Origin of the sequence: Caballeronia sp. SEWSISQ10-4 2, from assembly GCF_030464885.1 — a bacterium.
Taxonomy (GTDB): Bacteria; Pseudomonadota; Gammaproteobacteria; order Burkholderiales; family Burkholderiaceae; genus Caballeronia.
Genome location: NZ_JALPRJ010000005.1, coordinates 136,079 through 161,016, shown reverse-complemented (window position 1 = coordinate 161,016; position 24,938 = coordinate 136,079). Strand labels below are relative to the sequence as shown.

Here is a 24,938-nt window from a genome sequence, read left to right as displayed (position 1 = left end):
AAGCAATGGAAAAACGTTTTCGTGTGGGGATCGTCGGTCTGAGCGCCGAGCGCGGTTGGGCCACTACTGCTCATATTCCAGCACTGCGCGCCCTGTCGGATGTGTTTGAAATCGCCGGTGTGGCAAACACCAGTGTGGCGAGTGCGCAGGCCGCCGCCGCCGCTTTTGACATTCCGCGCGCTTTCGAGAACGTGGCGGAACTCGTCGCTTCTCCAGACATTGATGTCGTGGTTGTAACGGTAAAGGTCCCATACCATAGGGAAGTGGTCGCGGCGGCGCTTGCGGCTGGAAAAAATGTCTACTGTGAATGGCCGCTTGGAAATGGACTTGCCGAAGCCACCGAGCTCGCTCGGCTCGCGAATGAAACGAAGGCGCTAGCCGTTATTGGAACTCAAGCGATAGCGTCGCCGGAAGTGGAATTCATTCGCAAGCTCGTTGCCGAGGGGTACATCGGAGACGTGTTGTCATCGACATATGTCAGTGCCGGGGTCAGCTGGGGCGAACACATATCGCGCGGTGACGCTTATGCCATGGACTCCAAAAACGGCGCGACCCTGCTTTCGGTCATTGGTGGACATGCCATTGCGGCGGTGCAAAATGTACTGGGGCCTATCCGCGAGATTGATGCCGTATTGTCGCGGCGTCGGCAAACCGTGAGCATCGTCGAAACGGGAGAGAGCATCCCGATGAAGACGCCCGATCATGTGATGATTAGCGCAGTGCTTCAGTCCGGCGCGCCCCTGTCTTTGCAGCTTCGTGGTGGTTTGCCGCGCGGAACCAAGTTGCTATGGGAGATCAATGGAACCGAAGGGGATCTGCGCATCACCGCAGCGATCGAACAGGCTCCTGTGGCGAACATCTCGCCGCTGCGCGTGGAAGCGGGTCGTAAAGGCCAGGACGGCTACATCGAGCTTGAGATACCGAAAACGTACTACTTCGGTCTTGAGGATGCCGTAGCTGCCCGAAACGTGGCAGGAATATACCGGTTAATGGCTGGCGATCTACGCCTCGGAACCCACGCGGCTCCCACTTTTGATGACGCGCTCGTGCTTCACAAGGTTCTATCCGCGATCGAGCAGTCTGATCAGACAGGTCGACGGGTACGAGTCGGATGATCGGTGCACCGGCCGCTTCTTCGGCGACGGCTTCCAGGCGTCACCTGCGTCACGCGCCGCATCTTGCCATGCGGTGCAGGTGCCGTGCATCGGTTCCGAATGTCAACAAGCGTGATATGCGCGGCCAGTGCGCCCCTTCGTAATTGACACCAACCATCTTGCATGGGACCAGAGTAAGGCGCTAAAGCGCCAACTCTGGTCGACACACTCGAGACAAACGATGAAACGTGCTTCGCTCGTTGACGTCCAGGGGTTCATCAATGAGCACCCGTTCGGCCGCTTTCAACGACTCATTTTTTTCATGTGCTTCGTGATTGTCCTGCTGGATGGCTTCGACACCGCGGCAATTGGTTTCATTGCGCCATCGTTACTTACTGAGTGGCATCTCGCAAAAGCCGACCTCGGACCAGTCCTGAGTGCCGCGCTGTTCGGCCTCGCGTTCGGTGCGCTCGTGTCCGGCCCTTTGTCCGACCGTGTCGGACGACGGTCCCTGATGGTCGGGGCCGTGTTCCTCTTCGGTGTTGCCTGTGTCGCCTCCGCATTCTCGACGAACATGGGTCAATTGACTGTGTTGCGCTTTACGACAGGCATCGGCCTCGGCGCCGCAATGGCAAACGCGGTGACCATGATGGACGAGTTCTGCCCAACCCGACGCCGCGCAACCGTGACCAGTCTGATGTGCTGCGGATTTCCCCTCGGCGCGGCTTTGGGCGGATTGCTTGCGGCGTGGCTGGTTCCCCACGCTGGCTGGCGAAGCGTTCTGATGCTGGGCGGGGTCGCACCGATACTTCACAGTGTCCTGCTATTGCTCAAGATGCCAGAATCGGTACGCTTCATGGTTGCAAATGGCAAGCCCGTAGCGCGCATTCGCGCAATTCTCGCGCGCATCTCCGATGAAGCAATCAATGCTCGCGGCTTCACACTGACCGAGAGCACGCCGGGAACAGGCGACAACGGGCTCGGCCTTGTGCTGTCGCGTTCATACATCGTCGGTTCATTGATGCTATGGCTCGCGGCCTTCATGGGCCTCTTGATTATCTACGCGTTAATCAACTGGATGCCAATTCTGCTGAAGGATGCAGGCCTGAGCCTGAAGAGCGCAACGCTGATCTCGGCACTGTTCCCGCTTGGTGGTGTTGGCGCGGTATTGTGCGGCGCGCTGATGGATCGCTTCAATGCAAATCTCGTGATTGCCGCGTGCTACGCGCTCGCTGCGATCAGCCTCTTTTGTATTGGAGAGACGGCGGGGAACGTAGGCCTGCTCGTGCCAATCGTACTTGTGTCCGGCGTGCTGATGAACACCGCACAAGCTTCAATGAATGCTCTTGCGGCGGCCTTTTATCCGACTGAAGGGCGTGGCACCGGTGTCGCGTGGATGCTCGGCATGGGCCGCTTTGGCGGCATCGCAGGCTCGTTTCTCGTAGCCGAACTCGTACGCTGGCATTTTACGTTTGTGGGTGTCTTCGCGACGATCGCCGTTGCCGGAGTCCTTTCATGTATTGCTTTGCTAGTCAAGCAGCTTGCACCGCCACAGGTCTTCAGAACCGCGCCCGACGAAGTCGGATCGCTGAGTCATTGAGCGGCACAGCGGGGCACCGTGCGAGTGGTGCTCCAAGCTATCTATAACGTCGTACTCAATCACCATTTGAGGAGGAAACTCGACATGTTCACTGAAGCGCCCACTGCAGCATTCGACTATGTATCAGAAGTGTACGAGGCGGTTGATTCGAAGGACGAGCAGCGGTTAGCGCACTTCTTGACGGAAAACTGCACGTTTGTTTATGCCAATAGCAACCCTGTCGTCGGACGCGCAAATGTCGCCGAGTCTTCGAAGAAGTTCATGGCATTGATTGCCGGCATCAAGCACTAACTGCTTGATGTCTGGGCATTCGACGACGTAATCGTCTCGCGCCTCGAAGTGACCTACACGCGCAAGGACGGCTCGACACTGACTGTCCCGGCCGTGACGATTTGGCGGGTGCGCGATAGGCAAATCGACGACTACCGTATCTACATCGATGTTGCGCCGCTGTTCCAGCATTGATTGCAAAGGGAGCGTAAGCGCATGAACCGAGCTCCTGAAGTGAATACGATTATCGTCACGGGCGGTGGTTCGGGTATCGGGCGGGCGGTGGCCGTCGCCTGCGCTGCAGCAGGAGCGCGCGTAGTGGTCCCGTTGGACGTATCGGCTTACCAGAGGAAATTGCCGCCGCTGCCGTATAGCTCCTGTCGGATCAGTTCTCCATCGTTACGGGCGCTGAACTGGCGGTGGACAGCGGTTTTCTCGCAACATAACGAGTCTAAAGGCTTATTTGGATTCCTACCGAATTGCGGGCGTGGCGTGGCGTGGCGTCGCGTCGCATGGATGCGATGATTGAGCTGTGATGTCTGTATGCCGGGGCCGCGCCCGGCTGCTCTAGCGCTGCCGGTTCAGACCTTCGCATCCTGCAACGAGTGCATCGAGCAAGTGACGCACAGCCGGAACCATGCCTCGGCGCGTCGGGAAAATCGCATGTACAAGCCCCGGCGTGCTAGCCAGACCTGGCAGCAGGTGCTGCAGGCGGCCGGCCTGAATATCGGCCTCAACCAGCTCCTTGGGCAGCATTGCCACGCCGACGCCAGCTATCGCCGCAACCCGAAGGCTGGCCAGGTCGTCGGTCGCGAGGCGCGGTTGATGCGCCCACGATGTCACGCGCCCCTCAACGTCGACCAGGTTCCAAGCAAATCGCTCGCTGCTGCTGGCCATGGAGAGAGTGGGCCATGCCTTCACGGATTCGATCGAGCTGGGCGCCGGATGGCGCGCCGCCAATTCGGGACTGGCAACCAGAATGTGGATCGACAAGCCCAGCTGGCGGACGGCGAGATCTGTGTTCTCCAACGGCGGAAGCCTGACCCGGATGGCGAAGTCTAAGCCTTCCTCGACCACATCCACGCGGCGGTTGGTTGCATCCAGCAGGACCTGGACATCAGGGTTGTCCGCTACGTATCGCGCGATGATCGTGGAGATGCCGGACTCCAGCAAGGCCACGGGACACGCGATGCGGACCGTGCCCTGCGGCCTGGAGCGCGTGCGGTCCACGATATCTTTGGCGGCCTTTGCTTCCGCCACCAACGCAAGGCAATGCTGGTGGAACTGCCTCCCGGTTTCTGTCAACGACAGGCTCCGGCTAGTGCGATTGAGCAGGCGCACGCCAAGTTCTTCTTCCAGGGCGCGAATGCGCCGGCTAAGTTTCGACGTCTGCAGTCCGAGGCTGCGCGCGGCCGCCGTGTAGCTTCCATGCTCGACCACCTCTGAGAAGAGCCGAAGGTCATTGAGGTCAGTAATTGCGTTCATGGGCAGTCTTCAACTCCTTCAGATTGTTCTATCCGTGGCAACGATGCGTTCCAATTCAGCATCTATGCGTGAGTTCGTTGCAAATATAGCATTCGTCTCATCACTTGCACCGGCACCGAATTCGACGGGCGGCGCAGGTGACAAGCGTTGCATTCGCGATGGCGGGAAACGGAGGCGGACATGCTCACACACAGGCGTTGGGAATCATTGGACAGGGCAGAACTCGGCTGGCTGCGCGCGAAACACCATTTCGTGGTGAACGCCGACGGCAATCCCGCGCACGCCGCCGTGGGTCCCCTGATTGTCTGGAACGACGATGAGATCGCCGTTGGCAGTGGTTTCCCCATGCACGGGCATCGTGATATGGAGATCATCACCTATGTGCGCCAGGGCCTGCTCGGGCATCGTGACACCTTGGGATCCGAGGGAACGATCCCCGCGGGCGATGTGCAGGTCATGAGCGCCGGCAGGGGCATACGTCACGCCGAGTTCAACCGGGGCGAAGTACCGCTCAAGCTCTACCAGATCTGGCTGCTACCTCGTGAAGCTGGTGGTGAACCCGCGTGGGGCACCAAGCCGTTTCCCAAAGGCGACCGGTCCGGACGATTCGTAGTCCTTGCCAGCGGGTTCGCCAGCGATGAAGGTGCGCTTCCTGTTCGCGCCGATGCGCGTGTGCTTGGCGCGATGCTAAAGGCTGGTGAAAGCGTTCGACACGAGTTGGATCCAGCGCGCCGTGCCTATCTCGTCGTTGCCTCGGGACGCATCGAAGTGAACGGCGAGCCCGTTGGGCCGCTAGATGGCGTGGCGATCACGAATGTCGCCGCGGTGCAGATTTCCGCCCTCGAAGATTCCGAGCTGGTGATGGTGGACGCCGGCTAATTCCCTTTTTGTACTCCACCTACGCAAACTCATTTCAGGAGATCGTCATGGAACGTTTCAAATTTCTTCCGCTGTTGGGTCGCATCTTGATCGGTGCGCCGTTTGTCATGAGCGGGCTGGGCAAACTCGCTACGTACGGTGCGACGGTTGGCTATATTGCTGCCATGGGTCTGCCCGTGCCGCCGCTCGCGTTCGTTGTTGCCGTGCTGACCGAGCTGGGCGGTGGCCTGCTGCTGCTCTCGGGCTACAGGGCTCGCACCGTGTCTTTGGCGATGGCGGTGTTCTGTGTGGTCACTGCGATTTTCTTTCACCACAACTTCGCGGATCAAAACCAGATGATTCACTTTCTCAAGAACGTGATGATGGCCGGTGGCCTCCTGCAGATCACCTGGTTCGGTGCCGGCGCGTTCAGCCTGGACGCACGCTCCGGGCGGATAGTTTTGCGTGCTTCGTCTCTGAAGGCGAGCTAAGAAGACGGACTCGTCGAGGCGATCGCTTGCCTGATCCGGTGCGCGATCGTCTTGTCGTGATGTCTCTCTGTTTAACATAACAAATTTCGTCTGGCATGTATGGCTTCTGACGAAGTTCTGCAGAAAATGGAGCATTGTTCGATATGCAAACTACTGCCCATACATCCGCTCCACTGCGGGGCGAAAAAGCGATAGTCACGCGGACGGCGGGCCGGCAGCACGGTCCCGTCAAGCGGCTGGTCAGCCCGGCCGAGCTTGGAGAGACGCTGAAACCTTTTGTTTTTCTCGACTATTTCGATAGCTCGGTGGAAGCCGAAATGCGGTTTTCCATGCATCCCCATTCCGGTCTCGCCACGACAACCGTGCTGCTGGAAGGTGAAGTTGAATATGAAGACACGACAGGCGCATCAGGGATCATGCCAGCCGGCGGCGTCGAGTGGATGAATGCGGGTAGGGGCGTGTGGCACGATGGCCGTGCCAGAGGCGATGGGCCGGTGCGCGGCTATCAGTTGTGGGTCGCGTTGCCACCTGAGCTCGAATTGGGCGCGCCCCGTAGCCAGTATTTATCCGCGGGCGAAATAACTCGTATCGGTCCGGTCCGCGTCATCCTGGGTCGTTATGGAAGCGTAGAAAGCCCGGTACCCGCGCCCCCAGGCATCAACTATTTGCTCGTGCGGCTTTCCGCTGGAGAACAGTGGCAGTACACGCGGCCGGCCGGCCACAACGTCGCATGGCTAAGTATTCAACGTGGCGCACTACGCATCGCCGACGAAACCATCTTCAACGAGCTTGTCGTGTTTGGCGAGTCCGAAGACGTTTTGACATTCACAGCCGACGAAGATTCGGAGTTCGTCATCGGCTCTGCGGTCCCACATCCGCACAATCTCGTGCTTGGCTATTACTCGGTTCACACGTCATCAGAGGCGTTGCGTGCGGGGGAAGCCAGGATCAAGGAGATTGGGGCGCAGCTCCGTCGCCGCGGCCGCATCGGGTGATCCGCCAAAAGCGGTTTCGGCAGGACACGAATACTCTATCGGGAATACCTCATGCCAAACGTCCACATCGGTAACGCGGCCATTCCGGCCATCGGCTTTGGCACGTACGGAATGAGTGCCGCCGACGTCTATCGACTGATTCCCGCAGCCCTTGGCGCCGGCTTCCGTCATATCGACACCGCGCAAATCTACGGTAACGAGGGCGAAATCGGCGAGTGCGTCGCCGCGTCCGGCATTCCAAGAAGCGAAATCTTTCTGACAACCAAGGTCTGGGTTAGCAACTACTCGGAGAGATCTTTCGAAGCATCAGTCAACGAGAGCCTCCGAAAGCTCAAGACGGACTATATCGACCTGCTCTTGCTGCATTGGCCGGGATCGGACGTGCTGCTGGCCGAACAGATTGCGGGACTCAACGCAGTCGCACGCGCTGGCAAGGTTAAGCACATCGGCGTCAGCAATTTCAACCGCGCACTGATGACGGAATCTATCCGGCTCTCTGCGGTTCCTCTTGTGACGAATCAGTTCGAATACCATCCGTATCTGAACCAGTCCTTGCTCATTGAAAGCACGCTGCAGGCGGGGCTTGCCGTGACCGGATACTGCGGCATGGCGATTGGCCGTGTCTTCTCGGACCCAACGCTCAAAGAGATCGCGGCCCGCCATGACAAAACTATCGCGCAGATCGTCTTGCGGTGGCTTGTTCAACAGGACGGGATCGTTGCGCTTTCGAGGACCACCCGGATCGACCGGCTGGCGCAGAACATAGCGGTATTCGACTTCGAGTTGGATGGCGCGGATATGGCGGCAATACACTCGTTGGCGACGGCAGACAGCCGAATTGTCAGTCCGCCCGGACTCGCCCCGCTGTGGGACAGCACGAGCGCTTGACTACATGTGCTTTGGATTTGCACCCGTGAATGGCCAGGCCTCGAAGCTTTGGCGTAGACGGAATCGGAGAATGTGATGAAAGCGATTGGTTATGCAGCCAAGGGGGGCGTCGAGGTCTTGACCGAGCTTGAACTCCCGATGCCGGAACCCGGTCCGCGCGATCTGCGGGTCGCGGTGAGGGCTGTGTCGGTGAATCCCGTCGATGTGAAACGGCGTCGCTGGGAAGATCCTCCGGAGAGTTCGCATCCGAGCGTGTTGGGCTACGACGCCGCGGGCGTTGTCGAAGCGATTGGAAGCGAGGTTACCTTCTTCAAGCCGGGTGACGAAGTCTTCTATGCGGGCGCGATGGACCGGCCCGGGACGAACTCGGAGTTCCACCTCGTCGACGAGCGGATCGTCGGGCCCAAGCCCACCACATTGTCGTTCGCCGAGGCGGCGGCTTTGCCGCTCACTTCGATAACTGCGTGGGAGATGCTTTTCGATCGCATGAAAGTACCGTACGGCTTGTTCAAACCCTGCGGTACGTTGCTTGTCCTGAACGGAGCGGGTGGCGTCGGCTCCATGCTGATCCAGTTGGCGAATCGTCTCACGGGTCTCACCGTCATCGCAACGGCATCCCGGCCCGAAAGTGTCGAGTGGGTACGCAAGCTCGGCGCAAAGTACGTTGCCGACCATAGCAAGCCCATTGACGAAGCACTTCACGCGATTGGCTTCAGTGGTGTGGACTATATCGGGGCGATTACTACGACGCCCGGTAGCGCACCCAGCCTCGCCCGCGCGATGAACCCCCAGGGTCATATCACGCTGATCGATAACTTCGACGAGAGCATCGCACCGTTCAAGCCGAAGAGCATCACCGTTTCGTGGGAGATGATGTTCACCCGGTCGCTGTTCCAGACAGCGGACATGGACGCGCAGCACCGCCTGCTGAAGTCGGTATCGGATCTGGTCGACGCCGGTTTGCTGCGGACGACACTTACGCACGTGGGCGGCCCCTTGACGGCGGCGAATCTTCGCCGGGCCCACGAGCGGGTTGAAACGGGCAGGGCGATTGGAAAAACCGTGCTGGAAGGCTTCCAGCAATAAAGTCCACCACCGCTTGCCGTGGTCAGCGTGGCGTCGCGCGCGCTTCCCGCCGCCGGGTTGTCGAAGGGGGATAGTCCCTCCGCGCGTATATCAGCGACGTCATGCAATCCCAGGAACGAAAACACCCCTTTAAGGTACATTGCGAAGCCCCTGCGGCTTCCGGTTGATGCAAGTCAAAGATGCTGTTCGCGTGGGGCATAGGATCAAGTCAAGCAGGACGTGTCGACGCTGGAGACTCCGGCGATTCACGATCAACTCCGCTAAGCCCGTTTCGGGCGCGAGTTTTTGATCGCGGAGTTTCGCTGCGGATTGCCCGCAGCTTACGGATATCTTCAGGAGACAGACAATGAACTACGCAATAGCGCAAAGGAAACTAGCGAATCCGGCGCCGCTGGGTCTCGCCGGGTTCGCGCTGACGACATGGTTGTTGAGCATGATCAACGCAGGCTGGTTTTCAAGTGATTCAACAGGACTGGTACTCGCGTGCGCACTCTGCTTTGGCGGCACAGCGCAAGCCATAGCGGGCGTGATGGAACTACCGCGAGGCAACACGTTCGGCGCGACGGCGTTTTTGGCCTACGGAGCGTTCTGGTGGTCATTTGCCCTGTTCGTCCTGTTTCTCCATGGCAAGGTACCGGCCGCGTTCGTTGGCTGGTATCTGTTCTTATGGGGCGTGTTCACCTTCTATATGTGGCTCGCTACGTTTCGTTCGCCGCGCGCACTCCAGCTCATTTTCCTCACGCTCTGGATCACGTTCGTCCTGCTTGCCGGCGGCGAGTGGACGGGTTCGACCGCGCTGCGTGCTGCTGGTGGTTACGGCGGCCTTCTGACTGCGGTGTTCGCGTTTTACCTGTCTGCGGCCGACCTGATCAACGAAGTCTACGACCGGATCGTATTGCCCATCGGCGAGGCCAAAGCCTTCAGGAACCACGCGGCTGTCTTATGACGGTTCGTGCTGAACGCGGGTAAGGAAACACGGCGGACCTCGCCGTCCGTTGTATCGCTTAATCAATAATCCAAGGGAAACTTATCATGGCAACATCTTTTAATCCGATCGCCGATTTCAGCAAGATGTTGGAGGGCTTCAACTTTCCCGGCGTCGATAAGACTTCGCTGATCGAAGCACGACGCAAAGACCTCGAGGCGCTCGGGGAGGCTAATCGGCTAGCGTTCGAAGGAATGCAGGCAGTGGTGCAAAAGCAGGCAGAAATGTTGAGTGCGAGTGTGCGGGAGATTCAGACCACCGCACAGCAAATGACCGGTGGCAGCCCAACGGACGTGATGGCGAAGCAGGGGGAATTCGTCCAGCACTCGCTAAAGAAGGCCGTCGACAACATGCGGGAGCTCGCCGAGATGGCACAAAAATCACAGGCCGATGCGTTGGCGGCGATCACCAAGCGTGCGGAGCAAAGCATCGACGAGGCTAAGACGTTATTGCAACGCACGTGAGTGCTGCTCAAGCGCTTGTCAACACGACGCCAAATCGTTGGAAGCGAATCGTATTGATGGTCGCCGTCGCGAGTCTCGCTGCTTGCACGACCAGCAGATCATCAATCGACGGGCAGCATTACGAAATCGCGTTAGACGAAGCTCGCGGCGACGCGTCGATAGGCTGCGTGGGCCGCGTAGCTTGCGACGCGGCATGGCAAAGGACGCGGGAATTCGTAACGCAGCATTCTGTGACGAACATTCGTCGCGCAAACGAAATAACCATTGAGACAGGAGAGCCGCATGAATTCGGCGTTCTTTATTTATGGGCGTCGCGCACCGCCACGGGCGATGGCATCGGCAGTTCGACGATTCGTGTAAAAGGCTTGTGTCGCGGGATGTACACGAGCGACGGAGCCCCCGCATGGATGTATGTCACATGCGCCAAACTAATCACGCAAGCAGAAAAGGAGTTTCGCCACTTTGTTGCCAGTACTGATCCAGGAGAGGGCGCCGTGTCCAAGTAGCAAACAGAGCCTTTGGTGATTGCAAGCCTCACGGTCGCCCGAAACATGGAGCAAGTCCAGTCGGCTTCGATCGCGCGGTGCTCGCTGAATCACTTGATCAAATCGTCCAGGCGCCGATCGTCGATGCCTGCGGGTTCGAGAATCCGGGGCTTGACACTTGATTGGCGCCTTAGACAGAAGTGGAATGCCCATTCATCGATTCCAGCGAGGACCCAAAATTTGCTGCGACCCTTGCTTGCCCTAAGGGTTGAAGCCGGTTTACTCGCCGGCCGGCTTACTTGAATTCGGTGAAACCCCAGCGTTCCGGATTCTCAGATTCCGGATCCGCCTGAACGACGGATTGTCATGCAGCAAGCGGGCTGTGATATGCGCGACTGCGGCTTCACCGAGAAGATAGTCCGGCACGCCGGAGACCGCGTGGTGAGTAATTTGTTGGTTGTAAATATCCGGCGCTTCCGCCGAGCTATAGAAAAAATCGACTTCATACGTTGCCAAATTGAACTCCAATGGTGTGATCAATTGTTAAACAACCATTGACGGAATCAATTCTATCAAGAGCGGGTAACAAGCGGGCGAAGCGGGTGCGAGCGTTCGCGAAGCGAATGTCGAATGTCGGCCAGAAGGTTTCGCGGCGTCATTTCCTACCCAAAGTGCCCCCGAGACACGCGCACGGGCGCTTTTCGTCACTTCCGTGATTTGACGCAAAAATAAGGTCTTTAAAAAGAATTGCCTTCGGTCGCCAAATTTGTGTTCCCCTAAAGGAGGCACCAACTGCGCCGGTATCAGTCGCGGGTGCCGGTCCTGCAGCGCCGCTGTATGACGGCCATAGGAGAATCCAGTAGAAATGAATCACCGCATCGTAAAAGAGTTGCTAGCGGGACACGGAGAAGGGAAGTTCGTTTTAAGCCATCGCATACACGGCAGGGACTTCGAAGTCATGGTTTCATTGCTGCAATCGTCGGGAAATACGTTCGTGCGGGACTATTGCGCCCGGGCGCCCATCCTCGCCGGCGCCGACGGACTTGGCGATGCCGCCGCGAAGGCCTTCAAAGCCGCACACGCGGCAATAGAAGGCGATCTGCTAGCCAAACCTGCCGGCGTATCGTTGTTTCAGTTTGTCACCGATCCAACCCGGCGGAGGGTGTTTTTCCGCCCATTCGACTAAAGAGCGGTCGTGTTTCGTCGGGTTCGTCGTTCATACGAGGCGAATCCCCGTTTCCTGCCACCCCCCGTGATCGATGTTCTCCGGGCGCCGGGGAACGCCGGCCGCAGGGCGTCGTAATTTTCGCCAGGTTCAAACGCTCGCGTCGACTTTGACGTGCGATGCGGGAGGGACGCGTTGGCGCTTGCCTTTCGTTTCCCCGCATCCATTCCCCACGCCAGCCACGCAGCTTCGCGCACCATGCCGACAGTTCGCCAGTCTGCAATTTTGGACAATGATGGCCCTTTCCCGTTCTTATGTACCGCTCAAACTTAGCTCGCTCCTGACGGCGTTCGCCCAATGGAAGATGCCGTCCCGGCGCTTGCCTCAGGAGGCCGCCCTGCGTGCCGAGCTGTTCAGCGCGGACCAGATGGAACTACACGGGGTGCGGCTCGCCGGGCAGCATCGGTTAAGTACAGGTTCAGGGTTGGACCATCTGCTGCCGCGGCTCACGAACAACGAAGCTACGCTGCTGAGTGCATACGAACGTCTCACGAAAGCAACGCTCAACAGCTACCGGGTAACGCCCGCCGCCGAGTGGCTACTCGATAATTATTACCTGATTGCTGAGCAGATTCGCATCGCGCGGCACCATCTGCCGAAGGGTTATAGCCGCGAATTGCCGCGTCTCGGAGATGGGCCGTCGAACGAGTTGCCGCGCGTATATGGCATTGCGCTGGAGACGATTTCGCACGGCGACGGCCGTATAAATACTGAAAGCCTCACTCGCTTCATCACGGCATACCAGACCGTTACGCCGCTCACGCTGGGCGAACTTTGGGCGATTCCCATCATGTTGCGGCTCGCATTGATCGAGAATCTGCGGCGTGTGGCAAGCCGCGTGACGACCGACCTCGACGATCGCAACCTCGCGGGGCATTGGGCCGACCGGATGACCGAGACGGCTGGGCACGACCCGAAAAGCGTGGTGTTGACCGTTGCCGACATGGCGCGCTCAAACCCGCCGATGGCAAGTTCCTTCGTGGCCGAGCTGGCTCGACGCCTGCAGGGACAGAGTGCAACCCTGGCACTGCCGCTGACGTGGATCGAGCAACTGTTGTCGGAGTCGGGCCTGAGCATCGACCGGATGGTGCAGCTGGAGGCGCAGCAGCAGGCCGCGGATCAGGTTTCGATCAGCAACAGCATCAGCAGCCTGCGCTTGCTCTCGGCCACCGACTGGCGCGATTTCGTCGAAAGCACGAGCATCGTCGAACAGGTTCTGGGCGAAGATCCCGCTGATATCTATCGAGCGATGGATTTCGCGACGCGGGACCGGTACCGGCACAGCGTTGAACGGCTCGCGCGTGCAAGTAAGCGGCCGGAGGAGGCGGTGGCGCGTGCGGCGATCGATCTGGCCAAGAATGCCGTTGAATCGGGCACGGGCCGCAGTGTCGAACATCACGTTGGTTTTTATCTGTTGCGCGATGGCGTTGGAGAACTCGAACGGCACGTCGAGGCGAGGGTGAATGCACTCGAGGCATGGAGCCGCCTCTTGCGTCATGCACCGTTGCCCATTTATCTTGCCCTGGCGGCGCTGATCACCGTCCTGTTTGCATGGCCTTTTCTCGACGCGGCTCACGACCACGGGTGGCAGGGCGGTTCGTGGGCCTTGCTCGCCGTACCGGTGCTGCTGATGACCAGCCGCGTTGCTATCGATTTCGTCAACTGGTTCGTCACTCTGACTGTCGTGCCCGACTGGCTGCCGCGCCTGGACTTCACCAGGGGTATCCCGGCGCAGATGCGCACGCTTGTCGTGATCCCGTCACTGATCGGCAGTGCGCAAGACGTGGAGGATCTGACGGAGGGGCTTGAAGTACGGTTCCTCGCGAATCGCGATCCCCATCTGCATTTCAGCTTGCTGACCGACTTCATGGATTCAGCCTCCGAGAGTCGCGACGAAGATGCAGGGCTAATGCTGCTCGCGCGGCTGAGCATCGAAGCGTTGAACGAAAAATATCCCGATACCCAGGGCGACCGTTTCTTCCTGTTTCATCGCCCGCGACGCTGGAACACCATCGAAAAAGTCTGGATGGGGCATGAGCGAAAGCGCGGCAAGATCGCCGAACTCGATGCGCTGCTGCGCGGCACGGGAAGCGATCGTTTCTCGTTGATCGTGGGGGACATCGCGGCGTTGCCGCGCGTGCGGTATGTGATTACGCTCGATACCGACACCCAGCTCCCACGCGATGCAGCCAGCCAGTTTATCGGCGCGATCGCGCATCCACTGAATGCGGCCGTCTACGACGCGGACAAGCAGCGCGTGAGTTCCGGCCATGCGATTCTTCAGCCGCGCGTCGGCATCAGTCTTCCGAGCACGGCGAGATCGGCGTATGCGCGGCTGTTCGGCGGCGATGCCGGTATCGATCCCTACACAAGAGCCGCTTCGGACGTCTATCAGGATCTGTTCCACGAAGGGTCGTTCATCGGCAAGGGAATCTACGAACTCGATGCGTTCGAGCAGGCAGTGGAGGGGCGTTTTCCTGACAACCGCATCCTGAGCCATGACCTGATAGAAGGCTGCTACGCACGAGCGGGCCTCCTGAGCGACGTGCATCTGTACGAGGAGTATCCGGCCCGCTACAGCGCCGACGTCAACCGGCGGCACCGATGGATCCGTGGTGACTGGCAACTGCTGCCGTGGATCTTTCCCTGGGCGCCGACTCAACATGGCGGTCTGGCGCGCAATCCGCTTTCATTGCTGTCGCGCTGGAAGTTGTTCGACAACCTGCGCCGCAGCGCCTCGCCTGCCGCAGTGCTGGCCATGTTGTTGATGGGGTGGATCAGCGGATGGCAGCCTCTCGCCTGGACCATCGGCGTTGTCGCGTTGACGTTGAGCATGCCGCTGGTCGCGAGCCTGATCGAACTCCTTCAGAAGCCGCACGACATGCCGCTGCGCCGGCACGTGGCGTTGACCGCGCAATCGGCCGGCCGTCGCCTGGCGCGCGCGTTTCTGGCGCTTGCATGGCTGCCTCACGAAGCGCTGTACAGCATGGACGCCATCGTGCGCACACTTTGGCGCATCGGGTTCAGCAAGCACAAGCTGCTGCAATGGAACGCTTCTCGCGAAGTCGAGCGGGTCGCACCCAACGACCCGAAGGCGCTGTACCGGCTCATGTGGATCGGCCCGCTTCTCGGTGCAGCGCTAAGCCTGTCATTCCTCACGACGCCCGGGACATTTGCGGCGGCCGCGCCGTTCGCGCTGTTGTGGCTCCTGTCTCCGCTGCTCGCCTGGTGGATCAGTCGGCCTCCCGTTCAGACCGGGAGCGCTTTGGCTGCCAGCGAGACGCGTTTTCTGCGCGGACTCGCCCGCAAGACCTGGGCCTTTTTCGACGAATATGTCGGAGCAGAAGACCATTGGCTGCCGCCCGATAATATTCAGGAGGTGCCCATTACAGGCGCCATGGTCGTTGCGCACCGCACTTCTCCGACCAACATGGGCATGAGCCTGCTCGCGCATCTGGCCGCTTTCGATTTTGGCTATCTGAGCGCCGGGAGAATGCTCGCACGCATCGGCGAGACGCTCGCGACCATGGATAGCCTCGAGCGTTATCGCAATCACTTCTTCAACTGGTACGACACGAGCACATTGCAGACGCTTGCGCCGCGTTATGTATCGACAGTCGATAGCGGCAACCTCGCGGGCCATTTGATGACCTTGAGCCGCGGCTTGCTGGAGCTGGTGGACGAACCCGTGTTCAGTCCGCGCACGTTCGCCGGTCTCGCCGATACCCTCGACGCTTATCGCGCGGCGGCACACGCAGCAGAGTTCGACCTCGATGCATTTGCGCCGCTCGAGGCTCAACTGAGCGCAGCTTCGGCAGCGCCGCCGCGCACCGTGGCCGAAGCAGTCGCGGCCATGCACCGGGTGTCGGCCTTGGCCGCGACGCTCGCGCACGAGATCAAAGGTCCGGCGGATAGCGATCTTTTCTTCTGGTCGCGAGCACTGTTGGCGCAATCCCGTGACATAGCCGACGAGCTTGGCCGCTTCGACCTGCCGCCAGCCATCGATACAGATCCGGGTTTGCCGACCTTCCGGCAACTTGCACAGCTTGACGTGAATCTGTGGCCCGACTTGGCCAAGGCACGCGCCATCGAAGTACGCAGTGTCGCAATCGATCGCATCGCGCAAGTCAACCGGCTGGCGGAACTCTCCGCCGACCTGGCGACGATGGATTTCAAGTTCCTCTACGACGGCAGCCGTGAGTTGTTGAGCATTGGATACAACGTGGACGAACGCCGTCTCGATACCGGCTTCTACGATCTGCTCGCGTCCGAGGCGCGGCTGACGAACTTCGTGGCGATCGCGCAGGGCCAGTTGCCGCAGGAAAGCTGGTTCACATTGGGACGTTTGCTGACGAGTACCGGCGGTGTTCCGGTCTTGCTCTCGTGGACCGGCTCGATGTTCGAATACCTGATGCCGATGCTGGTCATGCCCAGCTACGAAGGTACCTTGCTCGACCAGACCTGCCGCGCGGCAGTCGCCCGGCAGATCGAGTACGGCCATCAGCTTGGCGTGCCGTGGGGCGTGTCCGAGTCGGGCTACAACGTGCTCGACGCCCAGTTGAACTACCAGTACCGCGCCTTCGGCGTTCCAGGTCTCGGCCTGAAGCGTGGACTCGGCGACGATGTTGTCATTGCGCCGTACGCCACGGCGCTAGCCTTGATGGTGGCGCCCGAAGCGGCTTGCCGTAACTTGCAGCGTCTTGTGGCAACGGGCGTGGCCGGACGCTATGGTTTCTACGAAGCCGTCGATCACACGCAGGCACGTGTGCCGCGCGGTCAGACCTCGGTCGTTATCCACTCGTACATGGCGCACCACCAGGGCATGAGCCTGTTGTCGATGGCGAGCTGCCTGCTTGGGCAACCCATGCAGCGCCGCTTCGAATCCGACCCGCAGTTCAAGGCCACCACCTTGTTGTTGCAAGAGCGCATCCCGAAGACCGCAACCGAATATTTGCCGACGCCGGGCCTGCCCGCTGTCGACGCAGCCGCACTTATCGCGGAGACCAAGCTGCGTATTTTCACCGACCCCGACCGGCCGAGACCTTCAGTGCAACTGCTGTCGAACGGCCGGTATCACGTGATGGTCAGCAGCGCGGGCGGCGGCTACAGCCGCTGCGGTGATTTATCGGTTACGCGATGGCGCGAAGACATCACGTTCGACAACTGGGGCATGTTTTGTTACCTGCGCGATGTGGCGAGTGGCGAGTTCTGGTCGAGCGCGCATCAGCCGACGCTCAAGCGCCCCGATCTTTACGAAGCCATTTTCTCCGACGCGCGCGCCGAGTTCCGCGTGCGCGAACGCGACTTCGACTCGCATACCGAGATCGTGGTGTCGCCGGAAGACGATATCGAGTTGCGGCGCCTTCATATCACCAATCGCGCACGGGTGCGGCGGACGATCGAGCTGACCAGCTATGGCGAGGTCGTGCTGGCGCCCGCAGCTGCTGACGCCGCGCATCGCGCCTTCAGTAATCTGTTCGTTCAGACCGAACTGCTGGAGCCGTTGCAAGCCATTTTATGCACGCGGCGGCCTCGTTCGAGCAAGGAAGCCGCGCCGTGGATGTGTCATCTGCTGGCGGCGCACGGCGTGGATATTGATGCGATTTCCTACGAGACCGACCGGGCGCGGTTTATCGGCCGGGGGCGCAGCGTCGTTCATCCCGCAGCGATGAACGACGGGTCCGACACCCAGGGCCGACTCTCGAATAGCGCTGGATCCGTGCTTGATCCGATCGTTTCAATTCGCTGCCGGATTACGCTCAACCCGGGGCAGTCGGCGACGATCGACTTCGTCACAGGGTTAAGCGACAGCCGTGACGGCTGCTTGCACCTGATCAACAAATATCGCGATCGGCAACTCGCCGACCGTGTCTTCGACCTCGCCTGGACTCATAGTCAGGTGTCGCTGCGGCAAATGAACGCCACGGTTTCCGATGCGCGGCTCTACGAGCAGATGGCGGCATCGATCATCTACGCCAACGCGTCGTTGCGCGCCGAGGCTGGCGTATTGGCCGCGAACCGGCGCAACCAGTCCGGCTTATGGGGCCAGTCGATCTCGGGCGACCTGCCTATCGTGCTGCTGCAGATCACCGACATGGCCAACATCGAACTGGTTCGGCAGATGGTCCAGGCGCATGCATACTGGCGGCAAAAAGGGCTGGCCGTCGATCTGGTGATCTGGAACGAGGACCACGCGGGTTACCGGCAGAACTTGCAGGACCTGATCATGGGCCTGATCGCCTCCGGCACGGAAGCGAATCTGATAGACCGGCCCGGCGGAATTTTCGTTCGGCCGGCGCAGCAATTGTCACGCGAGGACCGTGACCTGATGCAGGCGGTGGCGCGCATTATCGTAGCGGACACGCGTGGAAGCCTGGCCGAGCAAGTCGAGCGGCGGCGCCCGGATACGAACGCAGTGCCGTTCGAGTCGACGAGCGTCTACGTCGCTGACCGGTTGCCTGAGGTGCACGCACTGGCGCCGGCGGCCGCGTTGATTCTGCAGAACCCGTACGGCGGCTTTTCGGCGGACGGCACCGAGTACGTCATCAAACTGCAACCTGGCGACACCACCCCGGCGCCATGGGCCAATGTGCTTGCGAACCCGGGCTTCGGCACGGTCGTCTCGGAGAGCGGGGGTGCCTATACGTGGAGCGAGAACGCGCACGAGTTCAGACTAACGCCATGGGCTAACGATCCAGTCGGCGATACGAGCGGCGAAGCCTTATACCTGCGCGACGAAGATAGCGGACATTACTGGTCACCTAGTCCATTGCCCCGGCGCGGCAGCGGAACGTACACCACTCGCCATGGCTTCGGCTACAGCGTGTTCGAGCATGAAGAAGATGGCATCCGCTCCGAGCTGTGGGTGTACGTCGCACTGCACGCACCCATCAAATTCTCGGTGCTTAAGATCCGGAACGTTTCGGGACGCGCGCGACGCCTTTCCGCGACCGGCTATGTCGAGTGGACGCTTGGCGATTTACGCGAGAAGTCCGCCATGCATATAGTCACTGAGGCCGATCCGCTTACCGGGGCGCTCTTTGCCCGCAACGACTATTCGATGGAGTTCGGTGGCCGCGTCGCGTTCTTCGCGCTCGACGAGGCTGTCGCTGGTTTCACCTGTGATCGCCGCGAATTTGTCGGTCGCAATGGCAGCCTTCGTGCGCCCGCTGCAATGCGCCAGGCGCGGCTGTCCGGACGCGCGGGCGCCGGGCTCGACCCGTGCGCGGCGCTTAAGGCAGACTTTGATCTGGCCGATGGCGACAGTCACGAAATCGTTTTCCGGATGGGTGCGGCGCCCGACGCCCAGTCCGCTGGTGGCATCGTGAAAGAGTTTCGTGGCGCGGGTGCGGCGGCCAACGCGCTCTATACAGTACGCAAGCACTGGCAGGCAACGCTAGGCCGGGTGCGGGTCAGGACGCCCGAACCGGCTGTTGACGTGCTGGTGAACGGCTGGCTGATGTATCAGGTGATAGCGTGCCGGTTCTGGGCGCGCAGTGGCTACTACCAGTCCGGTGGTGCATTTGGCTTTCGCGACCAGTTGCAGGACTCCATGGCGATGATCCATGCCACGCCTCAACTTGCCCGCGAGCATCTCTTGCTGTGCGCGGCCCATCAGTTTCCAGAGGGCGACGTGCAGCACTGGTGGCACCCGCCGCTCGGCCGCGGCGTGCGTACCGATTGCTCCGACGACTACCTGTGGCTCGCCGTGGCAACCAGCCGCTACGTGAGCATCACCGGCGACACCAGCGTACTTAATGAGCGCATCGGTTATATCGAAGGGCGGCCGGTCAATCCGGGCGAGGACTCTTACTACGGCCTGCCGGGACCTTCGGCGCTGGTCGAAACACTCTACGAACATTGCGTGCGGGCCATCGAACATGGCCTGACACAGGGTGCGCATGGGCTGCCGCTGATCGGTTGCGGCGACTGGAATGACGGCATGAACCGCGTGGGGGCACAGGGTCGTGGTGAAAGCGTGTGGCTCGGCTTCTTCATGTACGACGTACTGCTCAAATTCGCCGAAACGGCTCGCTCTTACGATGACACCGCCTTCGCGAGCCGTTGCCGGAGCCACGCGGTCGTGCTGCAAAACAATCTCGAGGCGCATGGCTGGGATGGCGAATGGTATCGACGTGCGTATTTCGACGATGGCACGCCGCTCGGATCCGCCAGCAATGAAGAATGCCGGATTGATTCGATCTCGCAAAGCTGGTCGGTGCTGTCCGGAGCGGGTTCCGATGAACGGCAGCGCGAGGCGATGGCTTCGCTCGATCGCCATCTCGTCAAGCGTGACGCCGGGCTGATCCAGCTCCTCGATCCCCCTTTCGACCGTTCAGCGCTCGATCCTGGCTATATCAAGGGTTACGTGCCGGGCGTGCGCGAAAACGGAGGTCAATACACGCATGCGGCGATATGGGCGACGATGGCGTTCGCCGTGCTGGGCGACCGCGAGCGCGCCTGGGAACTGCTGCGGATGATCAACCCTGTCCTTCACGGCAGCGGCGGGCCCGCGATCGAACAATACAAGGTTGAACCTTATGTCATGACCGCCGACGTCTACGGCGTAGGCTCGCACGCGGGAAGGGGCGGGTGGAGCTGGTACACGGGTTCGGCGGCCTGGATGTACCGGCTGCTCCTTGAGTCGTTGCTTGGGTTGCGGGTCAGAGGCGATCGCTTGAGCGTCGCACCGCTCCTGCCGGCCAATTGGGACTCGTTTGAGTTGAGCTACTGCTTCGGCAATACACTCTTTCTCGTGACAGCCAACCAGTCCACGGGCGACGGCTTGCAGCGTGTCTTTCTCGATGGCGTATCGCAACCCAACGGCGAGGTGCAACTAATCGACGATGGGCGCGAGCACAGCGTCGAGATCGAGATGCCGCGGGTTGTGAGTGCCGTGTCGCTGACTGTCGCCTGATGCTCTTGTCCGATAATTCGTGTAAAGGAGGTCCTGGCCGCTCAAATGGTTCAAGGCCGTCGCCCTTGAGATCAAAAGTAAATTTCGCGATGAGTCTGTTTTGCGTATCTAATACGTTGAACTTCAGGCCTGACGCAACGGGTTCAACCGCGCCTCGCGCGGATGGCTTTTTCGCCAGAACGACGCACCATGTTTGGCAACCCATAGAGAAAAGTGATGGATCTTCGAACCGTTAAAGAAATTGCAAGATTGAAGGCACAGGTCGGGCCGCTGCAAAGGCAATTTGCCGAGCGGTTGAATGCAGCCGTCGCTCAGGCTAAAAGCACAGCGATCGCCGAATTTAAAGACCACTTTACGAAAGGCGGGTTCACTGTGGTGGGCGAGGCAAGACGATATGCAGCGACCTATGAGGGTATGCAATTTTTTCTGGAGGTTGGAGAGAAACCGGGGACGCTCTCGTTCTGCGAGTTCTCCCTGGTGCCCCCTGCGTTGCTTAACGAATCAAAGGTGACCGTGCGTATGATCTGCAAAGGCCCGCCGTCGCTTGAGCGGCCCTTCGTGGCGGAGCAGGCGAGCTTACTTCGCGATGCGGAGAGGGCCCTTGCGGACGCCCGGGCAGCACTTTCAGTGTCGGCGCCCGCGTTCTGCTTTATTGTCGTCGAAGAGGAAAATGCTGAACTGCCTGCTGTCGACGCAACGCAAGAAAACAGCCCCGTCTTCAATACGTTCGGAGATTTTCTGGTGAGCGTTTATCCGCAATAAATAACGGCAATTGCGGCCGGATGCAGGTCTCGTCCGTTCGCCAGCTCTTCGCAACGATTGTCCTGTTTAGCAACAGGTCGCGCCGGTCCCTGTACCCCGTTGCAACACTTCATGCCCGCAACGACGCGGACCATCGACTCGCGCCCGATCCCGCGGCACACCGCCAACCCTTAGGAATACCGCGTTTCCCGGTCAATGGCATGCGACTTGCCTTGAACATCTCGTAGCCCGATTTTCACCTACAAGACGAAGGTGTCGCCGCCTTACTCGCGCTGATACTCACCAGGAGACAGGTATGAAAAGGTATTCTAGTTTGGCGCTGACATGCGGACCGCTTGCAATGAGCATTGGTGTCATCGTGGGTCTCCCGGCAGGGACTGCCGTCGCAGCCGATCCTTATCCGCCCGTGACATATGAACGGCTCACAAAGGCGCAGAACGATCCGGGCTGGCTTACTTACTATCGCTCGTATGACGGACAGTCGCACTCGCCACTCAAGCAGATCGACACATCGAACGCTGTGAATCTGAGGCAGGTCTGGAGTTACAAGTTTCCGGCCGAGCTTCAACAGGGTTTCGAGGCCACGCCCATCGTGAACGGCCGATATCTGTTCGTTACCACGCCAAAGGACAATGTGTATGCGTTCGACGCGGCAACCGGCAAGCAACGCTGGAAGTACGAACCGAAGCTAGGTGCGGAATCGTTCAAGACGGCTTGCTGCGACGTAATCAACAGGGGCGTCGCACTTTATGGCAAGAAGGTTTATATCGCGATGCTTAGCGGCGACATTGCAGCACTTGACGCAGAAACCGGCGCGGTCGCATGGAAAAAGCAGATGTTCGAACCGGGTATCGGTTATGCGTTTTCGCTCGCTCCGCTCGCGCTCGACGGCGCGATCGTCGTCGGCAGTGCCGGGGGCGAATATGGAGCACGCGGCTTTATCGCAGCGCTCAATCCCGACGACGGTGCCGTGTTGTGGAAGCGCTTTACGGTGCCTGCTGCAAGCGAAAAAAACGGCGATACCTGGCCGAAGGGCATGCAGGAGCATGGCGGAGCGCCTGCGTGGCTGACGGGTACTTACGACGCCGTGTCGAAGACACTTTACTGGGGCGTCGGCAATCCGGGACCATGGCTTGCAGAGCTGCGCCCGGGCGACAATCTGTATTCGGACTCGCTGCTGGCGATGGACCCGAAAACCGGCGATCTCAAGTGGCATTACCAGTACACGCGTCACGATTCCTGGGACTATGACGGCGTGAACACGCCCGTTCTGGCCAAGATCACTTACGAGAATAAAGACTACGACGCGATCGTCCACGCAGATCGCAACGGCTATTTCCACGCGATCGATCGAACCACCGGCAAGCTTATTTACGCGAAACCCTTTGTGACGGCGACGTCGGTGAAGGGATATACGCCGGAAGGCGCACCGATTCAGGACGATGCCAAGTATCCGAAGGTCGGCTCGACTATCGACACTTGCCCGAGCTTCCTCGGCGGCAAGAACTGGTGGTCGATGTCCTACGATCCCGACAAGCATCTTGCCTTTGTGCCGTCGCTGCACGCCTGCATGTCGCTCTCTGGCAAATCCGTGAACTTCATGGAAGGGCTGCCCTACCTGGGTGAAGGTTTTGAGATCAAGCCGGAACCGGGCAGCAAGGGCTATGGCGAGCTACAGGTCATCGACGTGAACACGGGCAAGAAGGTCTGGAGCCATTGGACAAAACTTCCGTGGAACGGAGGCGTTACTACGACCGCCGGCGGTCTGGCGTTCAGCGGTTCACTCGACGGTCATCTGTACGCCTTCGACGAAACCACAGGAAAGGTCCTATGGCAAAGCCCGAAGCTCGCGAGCGGCATCATCGCTCAACCTTCAGTCTATGAAATCGACGGACAGGAATATGTCGCTGTGCTGACCGGTTACGGCGGTGCAAATCCGATCTGGGGTGGACCGATGGCGAAAGCCGCGGAGAAGGTCGCGCGCGGCGGAACGCTCTACGTGTTTGCGCTCAAGCGCGGTTGATCGCGTAACCCTGCCGAGATCCCGGCCGGCTCTTGAGGCCGAGGATCACGGCACGCCATAGCTCTCATCGGAAGCTCTTTCATGAAAATCTATTTGCAAGCTCTTGCAAACGCGGCCGTCCTGGCTGCGGCAGCCTTGACGCCGGCAGTCTCCAACGCCGACGTGCGCGTATGTACGTTTCCCGGCAGTCCCTCGACGGCACTCGACCAGACCGTTGCGCGTGAGGTTTTCAATGTGGCCGGCCTGACCGTATCGCTCGGTAACCGGGGTATCGGCGATGGCGACGACGATGGTATTTCGCTTAAAGAACTCGACAAGGCGTTCAAGAAGCAATGCGACGTGATAGCTGGCTTCCCGCGCTCCACAGTGGCCGATGGATCGGGCAGCAAATTGTTATTTTCCAGCGGCTATCTGAAATCGGGCTACGTCAGCTTGAGCTTGCGCAATGGAGGCGGGCAGGCCGCCGCGCCGGATGTGGTGGCGGCAACCTATGCGAGCCCCGCACAGCTCATCGCAGTACAGCAGCGAGATGTCGAACTCGACATTGAGAAGTCTCCGGAATTGACGGTGGATGCAGTAGCGAGAGGGCGCGCCCGGCGGGCCATTGTCTGGTATCCCGCCGTGGTGGCGTACCAAGGCAAGCATCTGGCACAGCGCTTCGATATCGTCTCGACGACATCGCCCTATGCCGACTGGGCGCTCGTGTTCGCGTTCGATTCGAAAAACACGGTGCTAAAGAAGCGCGTCGATGCAGCGCTTGCCAAGATGACCACCGATGGCCGCCTTGCCGCCTTGACGCAAGCATGGAGTCTGCCGGATGGCATGAAAGCGACGCAAGCGAAGATCGTCCCGCCTGCGTTCCTCGACGGCCCTGAGCGCCTCGCCAACTCTAGTCAGGCAGGCAGATTTATCAAGGTCGATGTGAGCGTGCCCGGTGACGCTCCGGCGTTCAGCAAGGCGCAGGTTGCTCACGGCAAGACCTTGTATTCGAGCGCGTGTGCCAAGTGCCACGGACCTGTCCTCGAGGGAGTCACTGCGCCGGCATTGCGTGGACCCGCATTCGCGCCTGCGGCAAATTCTCACCTGACGATCGGGGGGGTGTTTGGGTACATGGCGACCAACATGCCTGCGGACCGGCCAGGCAAGATGCGAGATCAGGACTATGCCGACCTCATGGCGTTCCTGCTCTATTCCAATGGCTACGGCGCGAGTCCAAATAAGCTCACTGCCGATGCCGCACGCGCTTCGACCACGCCGCTGAACGCAGGCAAGTCGCATTGATCGCACCGGGCACTGTATTGCGCTTCTCG

Annotated in this window: 19 protein-coding genes; 17 read left to right on the top strand and 2 right to left on the bottom strand. The window is 60.0% G+C overall.

Features of this window, described 5'->3' with window-relative positions; translation table 11 throughout:
- Nucleotides 1–5 precede the first annotated feature (5 nt).
- The 5 genes from M0D69_RS05190 (at nt 6) to M0D69_RS43705 (ending at nt 3,489) form a co-directional block, all read left to right on the top strand.
- Entirely contained in the window at nt 6–1,115 is a 1,110-nt protein-coding gene (locus M0D69_RS05190; protein ID WP_301781001.1) for a Gfo/Idh/MocA family protein, read from the top strand.
- A gap of 220 nt (nt 1,116–1,335) precedes the next feature.
- Nucleotides 1,336–2,694 carry an MFS transporter gene (locus M0D69_RS05185; RefSeq protein ID WP_301781000.1) on the top strand — a complete coding sequence of 453 codons (1,359 nt, stop codon included), beginning with the start codon at nt 1,336–1,338 and terminating at the stop codon, nt 2,692–2,694.
- Nucleotides 2,695–2,778: 84 nt separating this feature from the next.
- Nucleotides 2,779–2,985: a hypothetical protein gene (locus tag M0D69_RS05180; protein WP_301780999.1), complete on the top strand. Its 207-nt coding sequence runs from the start codon at nt 2,779–2,781 to the stop codon at nt 2,983–2,985.
- Nucleotides 2,986–3,033: 48 nt separating this feature from the next.
- On the top strand, nt 3,034–3,159 hold the full coding sequence (locus tag M0D69_RS05175; protein WP_301780998.1) for a hypothetical protein: 126 nt from the start codon (nt 3,034–3,036) through the stop codon (nt 3,157–3,159).
- 21 nt (nt 3,160–3,180) lie between these two features.
- Complete coding sequence (locus M0D69_RS43705; protein ID WP_367619689.1) at nt 3,181–3,489, top strand: SDR family NAD(P)-dependent oxidoreductase; 309 nt, start codon at nt 3,181–3,183, stop codon at nt 3,487–3,489.
- A gap of 42 nt (nt 3,490–3,531) precedes the next feature.
- Here M0D69_RS43705 and M0D69_RS05170 read toward each other — a convergent pair whose 3' ends face one another.
- Nucleotides 3,532–4,449, bottom strand: a complete 918-nt coding sequence (locus M0D69_RS05170; protein ID WP_301780997.1) for a LysR substrate-binding domain-containing protein — start codon at nt 4,447–4,449, stop codon at nt 3,532–3,534.
- A gap of 180 nt (nt 4,450–4,629) precedes the next feature.
- On the opposite strand from M0D69_RS05170, the gene M0D69_RS05165 reads away from it, so the two are divergent.
- The 7 genes from M0D69_RS05165 to M0D69_RS05135 all read left to right on the top strand — a co-directional run bounded on the left by M0D69_RS05165 (nt 4,630) and on the right by M0D69_RS05135 (nt 10,216).
- Nucleotides 4,630–5,328, top strand: coding sequence for a pirin family protein (locus tag M0D69_RS05165; RefSeq protein WP_301780996.1), 699 nt, complete (start codon nt 4,630–4,632; stop codon nt 5,326–5,328).
- A 47-nt stretch (nt 5,329–5,375) separates the two neighbouring features.
- Nucleotides 5,376–5,798 (top strand): DoxX family protein, encoded by a 423-nt coding sequence (locus tag M0D69_RS05160; RefSeq protein ID WP_301780995.1) that lies wholly within the window; start codon nt 5,376–5,378, stop codon nt 5,796–5,798.
- A gap of 143 nt (nt 5,799–5,941) precedes the next feature.
- Nucleotides 5,942–6,793, top strand: coding sequence for a pirin family protein (locus M0D69_RS05155; RefSeq protein WP_301780994.1), 852 nt, complete (start codon nt 5,942–5,944; stop codon nt 6,791–6,793).
- Between the two features lie 51 nt (nt 6,794–6,844).
- Nucleotides 6,845–7,681 carry an aldo/keto reductase gene (locus M0D69_RS05150; protein ID WP_301780993.1) on the top strand — a complete coding sequence of 279 codons (837 nt, stop codon included), beginning with the start codon at nt 6,845–6,847 and terminating at the stop codon, nt 7,679–7,681.
- 75 nt (nt 7,682–7,756) lie between these two features.
- On the top strand, nt 7,757–8,767 hold the full coding sequence (locus M0D69_RS05145) for a zinc-binding alcohol dehydrogenase family protein (protein WP_301780992.1): 1,011 nt from the start codon (nt 7,757–7,759) through the stop codon (nt 8,765–8,767).
- Nucleotides 8,768–9,113: 346 nt separating this feature from the next.
- The gene (locus M0D69_RS05140; protein WP_301780991.1) at nt 9,114–9,713 is read left to right on the top strand and encodes an acetate uptake transporter; all 600 of its coding nucleotides are present in this window, start codon (nt 9,114–9,116) and stop codon (nt 9,711–9,713) included.
- An 86-nt stretch (nt 9,714–9,799) separates the two neighbouring features.
- On the top strand, nt 9,800–10,216 hold the full coding sequence (locus M0D69_RS05135) for a phasin family protein (RefSeq protein ID WP_301780990.1): 417 nt from the start codon (nt 9,800–9,802) through the stop codon (nt 10,214–10,216).
- A gap of 764 nt (nt 10,217–10,980) precedes the next feature.
- Here the strand turns inward: M0D69_RS05135 and M0D69_RS05130 are convergent.
- Nucleotides 10,981–11,217, bottom strand: a complete 237-nt coding sequence (locus tag M0D69_RS05130) for a hypothetical protein (protein WP_301780989.1) — start codon at nt 11,215–11,217, stop codon at nt 10,981–10,983.
- Between the two features lie 349 nt (nt 11,218–11,566).
- Here M0D69_RS05130 and M0D69_RS05125 point away from each other — a divergent pair, with 349 nt between their 5' ends.
- The 5 genes from M0D69_RS05125 to M0D69_RS05105 all read left to right on the top strand — a co-directional run bounded on the left by M0D69_RS05125 (nt 11,567) and on the right by M0D69_RS05105 (nt 24,909).
- Entirely contained in the window at nt 11,567–11,887 is a 321-nt protein-coding gene (locus tag M0D69_RS05125; protein WP_301780988.1) for a hypothetical protein, read from the top strand.
- A 271-nt stretch (nt 11,888–12,158) separates the two neighbouring features.
- The gene (locus tag M0D69_RS05120; protein WP_301780987.1) at nt 12,159–20,843 is read left to right on the top strand and encodes a glucoamylase family protein; all 8,685 of its coding nucleotides are present in this window, start codon (nt 12,159–12,161) and stop codon (nt 20,841–20,843) included.
- A 216-nt stretch (nt 20,844–21,059) separates the two neighbouring features.
- Complete coding sequence (locus tag M0D69_RS05115; RefSeq protein WP_301780986.1) at nt 21,060–21,605, top strand: hypothetical protein; 546 nt, start codon at nt 21,060–21,062, stop codon at nt 21,603–21,605.
- Between the two features lie 340 nt (nt 21,606–21,945).
- Nucleotides 21,946–23,628: a methanol/ethanol family PQQ-dependent dehydrogenase gene (locus tag M0D69_RS05110; RefSeq protein WP_301781034.1), complete on the top strand. Its 1,683-nt coding sequence runs from the start codon at nt 21,946–21,948 to the stop codon at nt 23,626–23,628.
- Between the two features lie 81 nt (nt 23,629–23,709).
- Nucleotides 23,710–24,909: a c-type cytochrome gene (locus M0D69_RS05105; RefSeq protein ID WP_301780985.1), complete on the top strand. Its 1,200-nt coding sequence runs from the start codon at nt 23,710–23,712 to the stop codon at nt 24,907–24,909.
- Nucleotides 24,910–24,938: the final 29 nt, after the last annotated feature.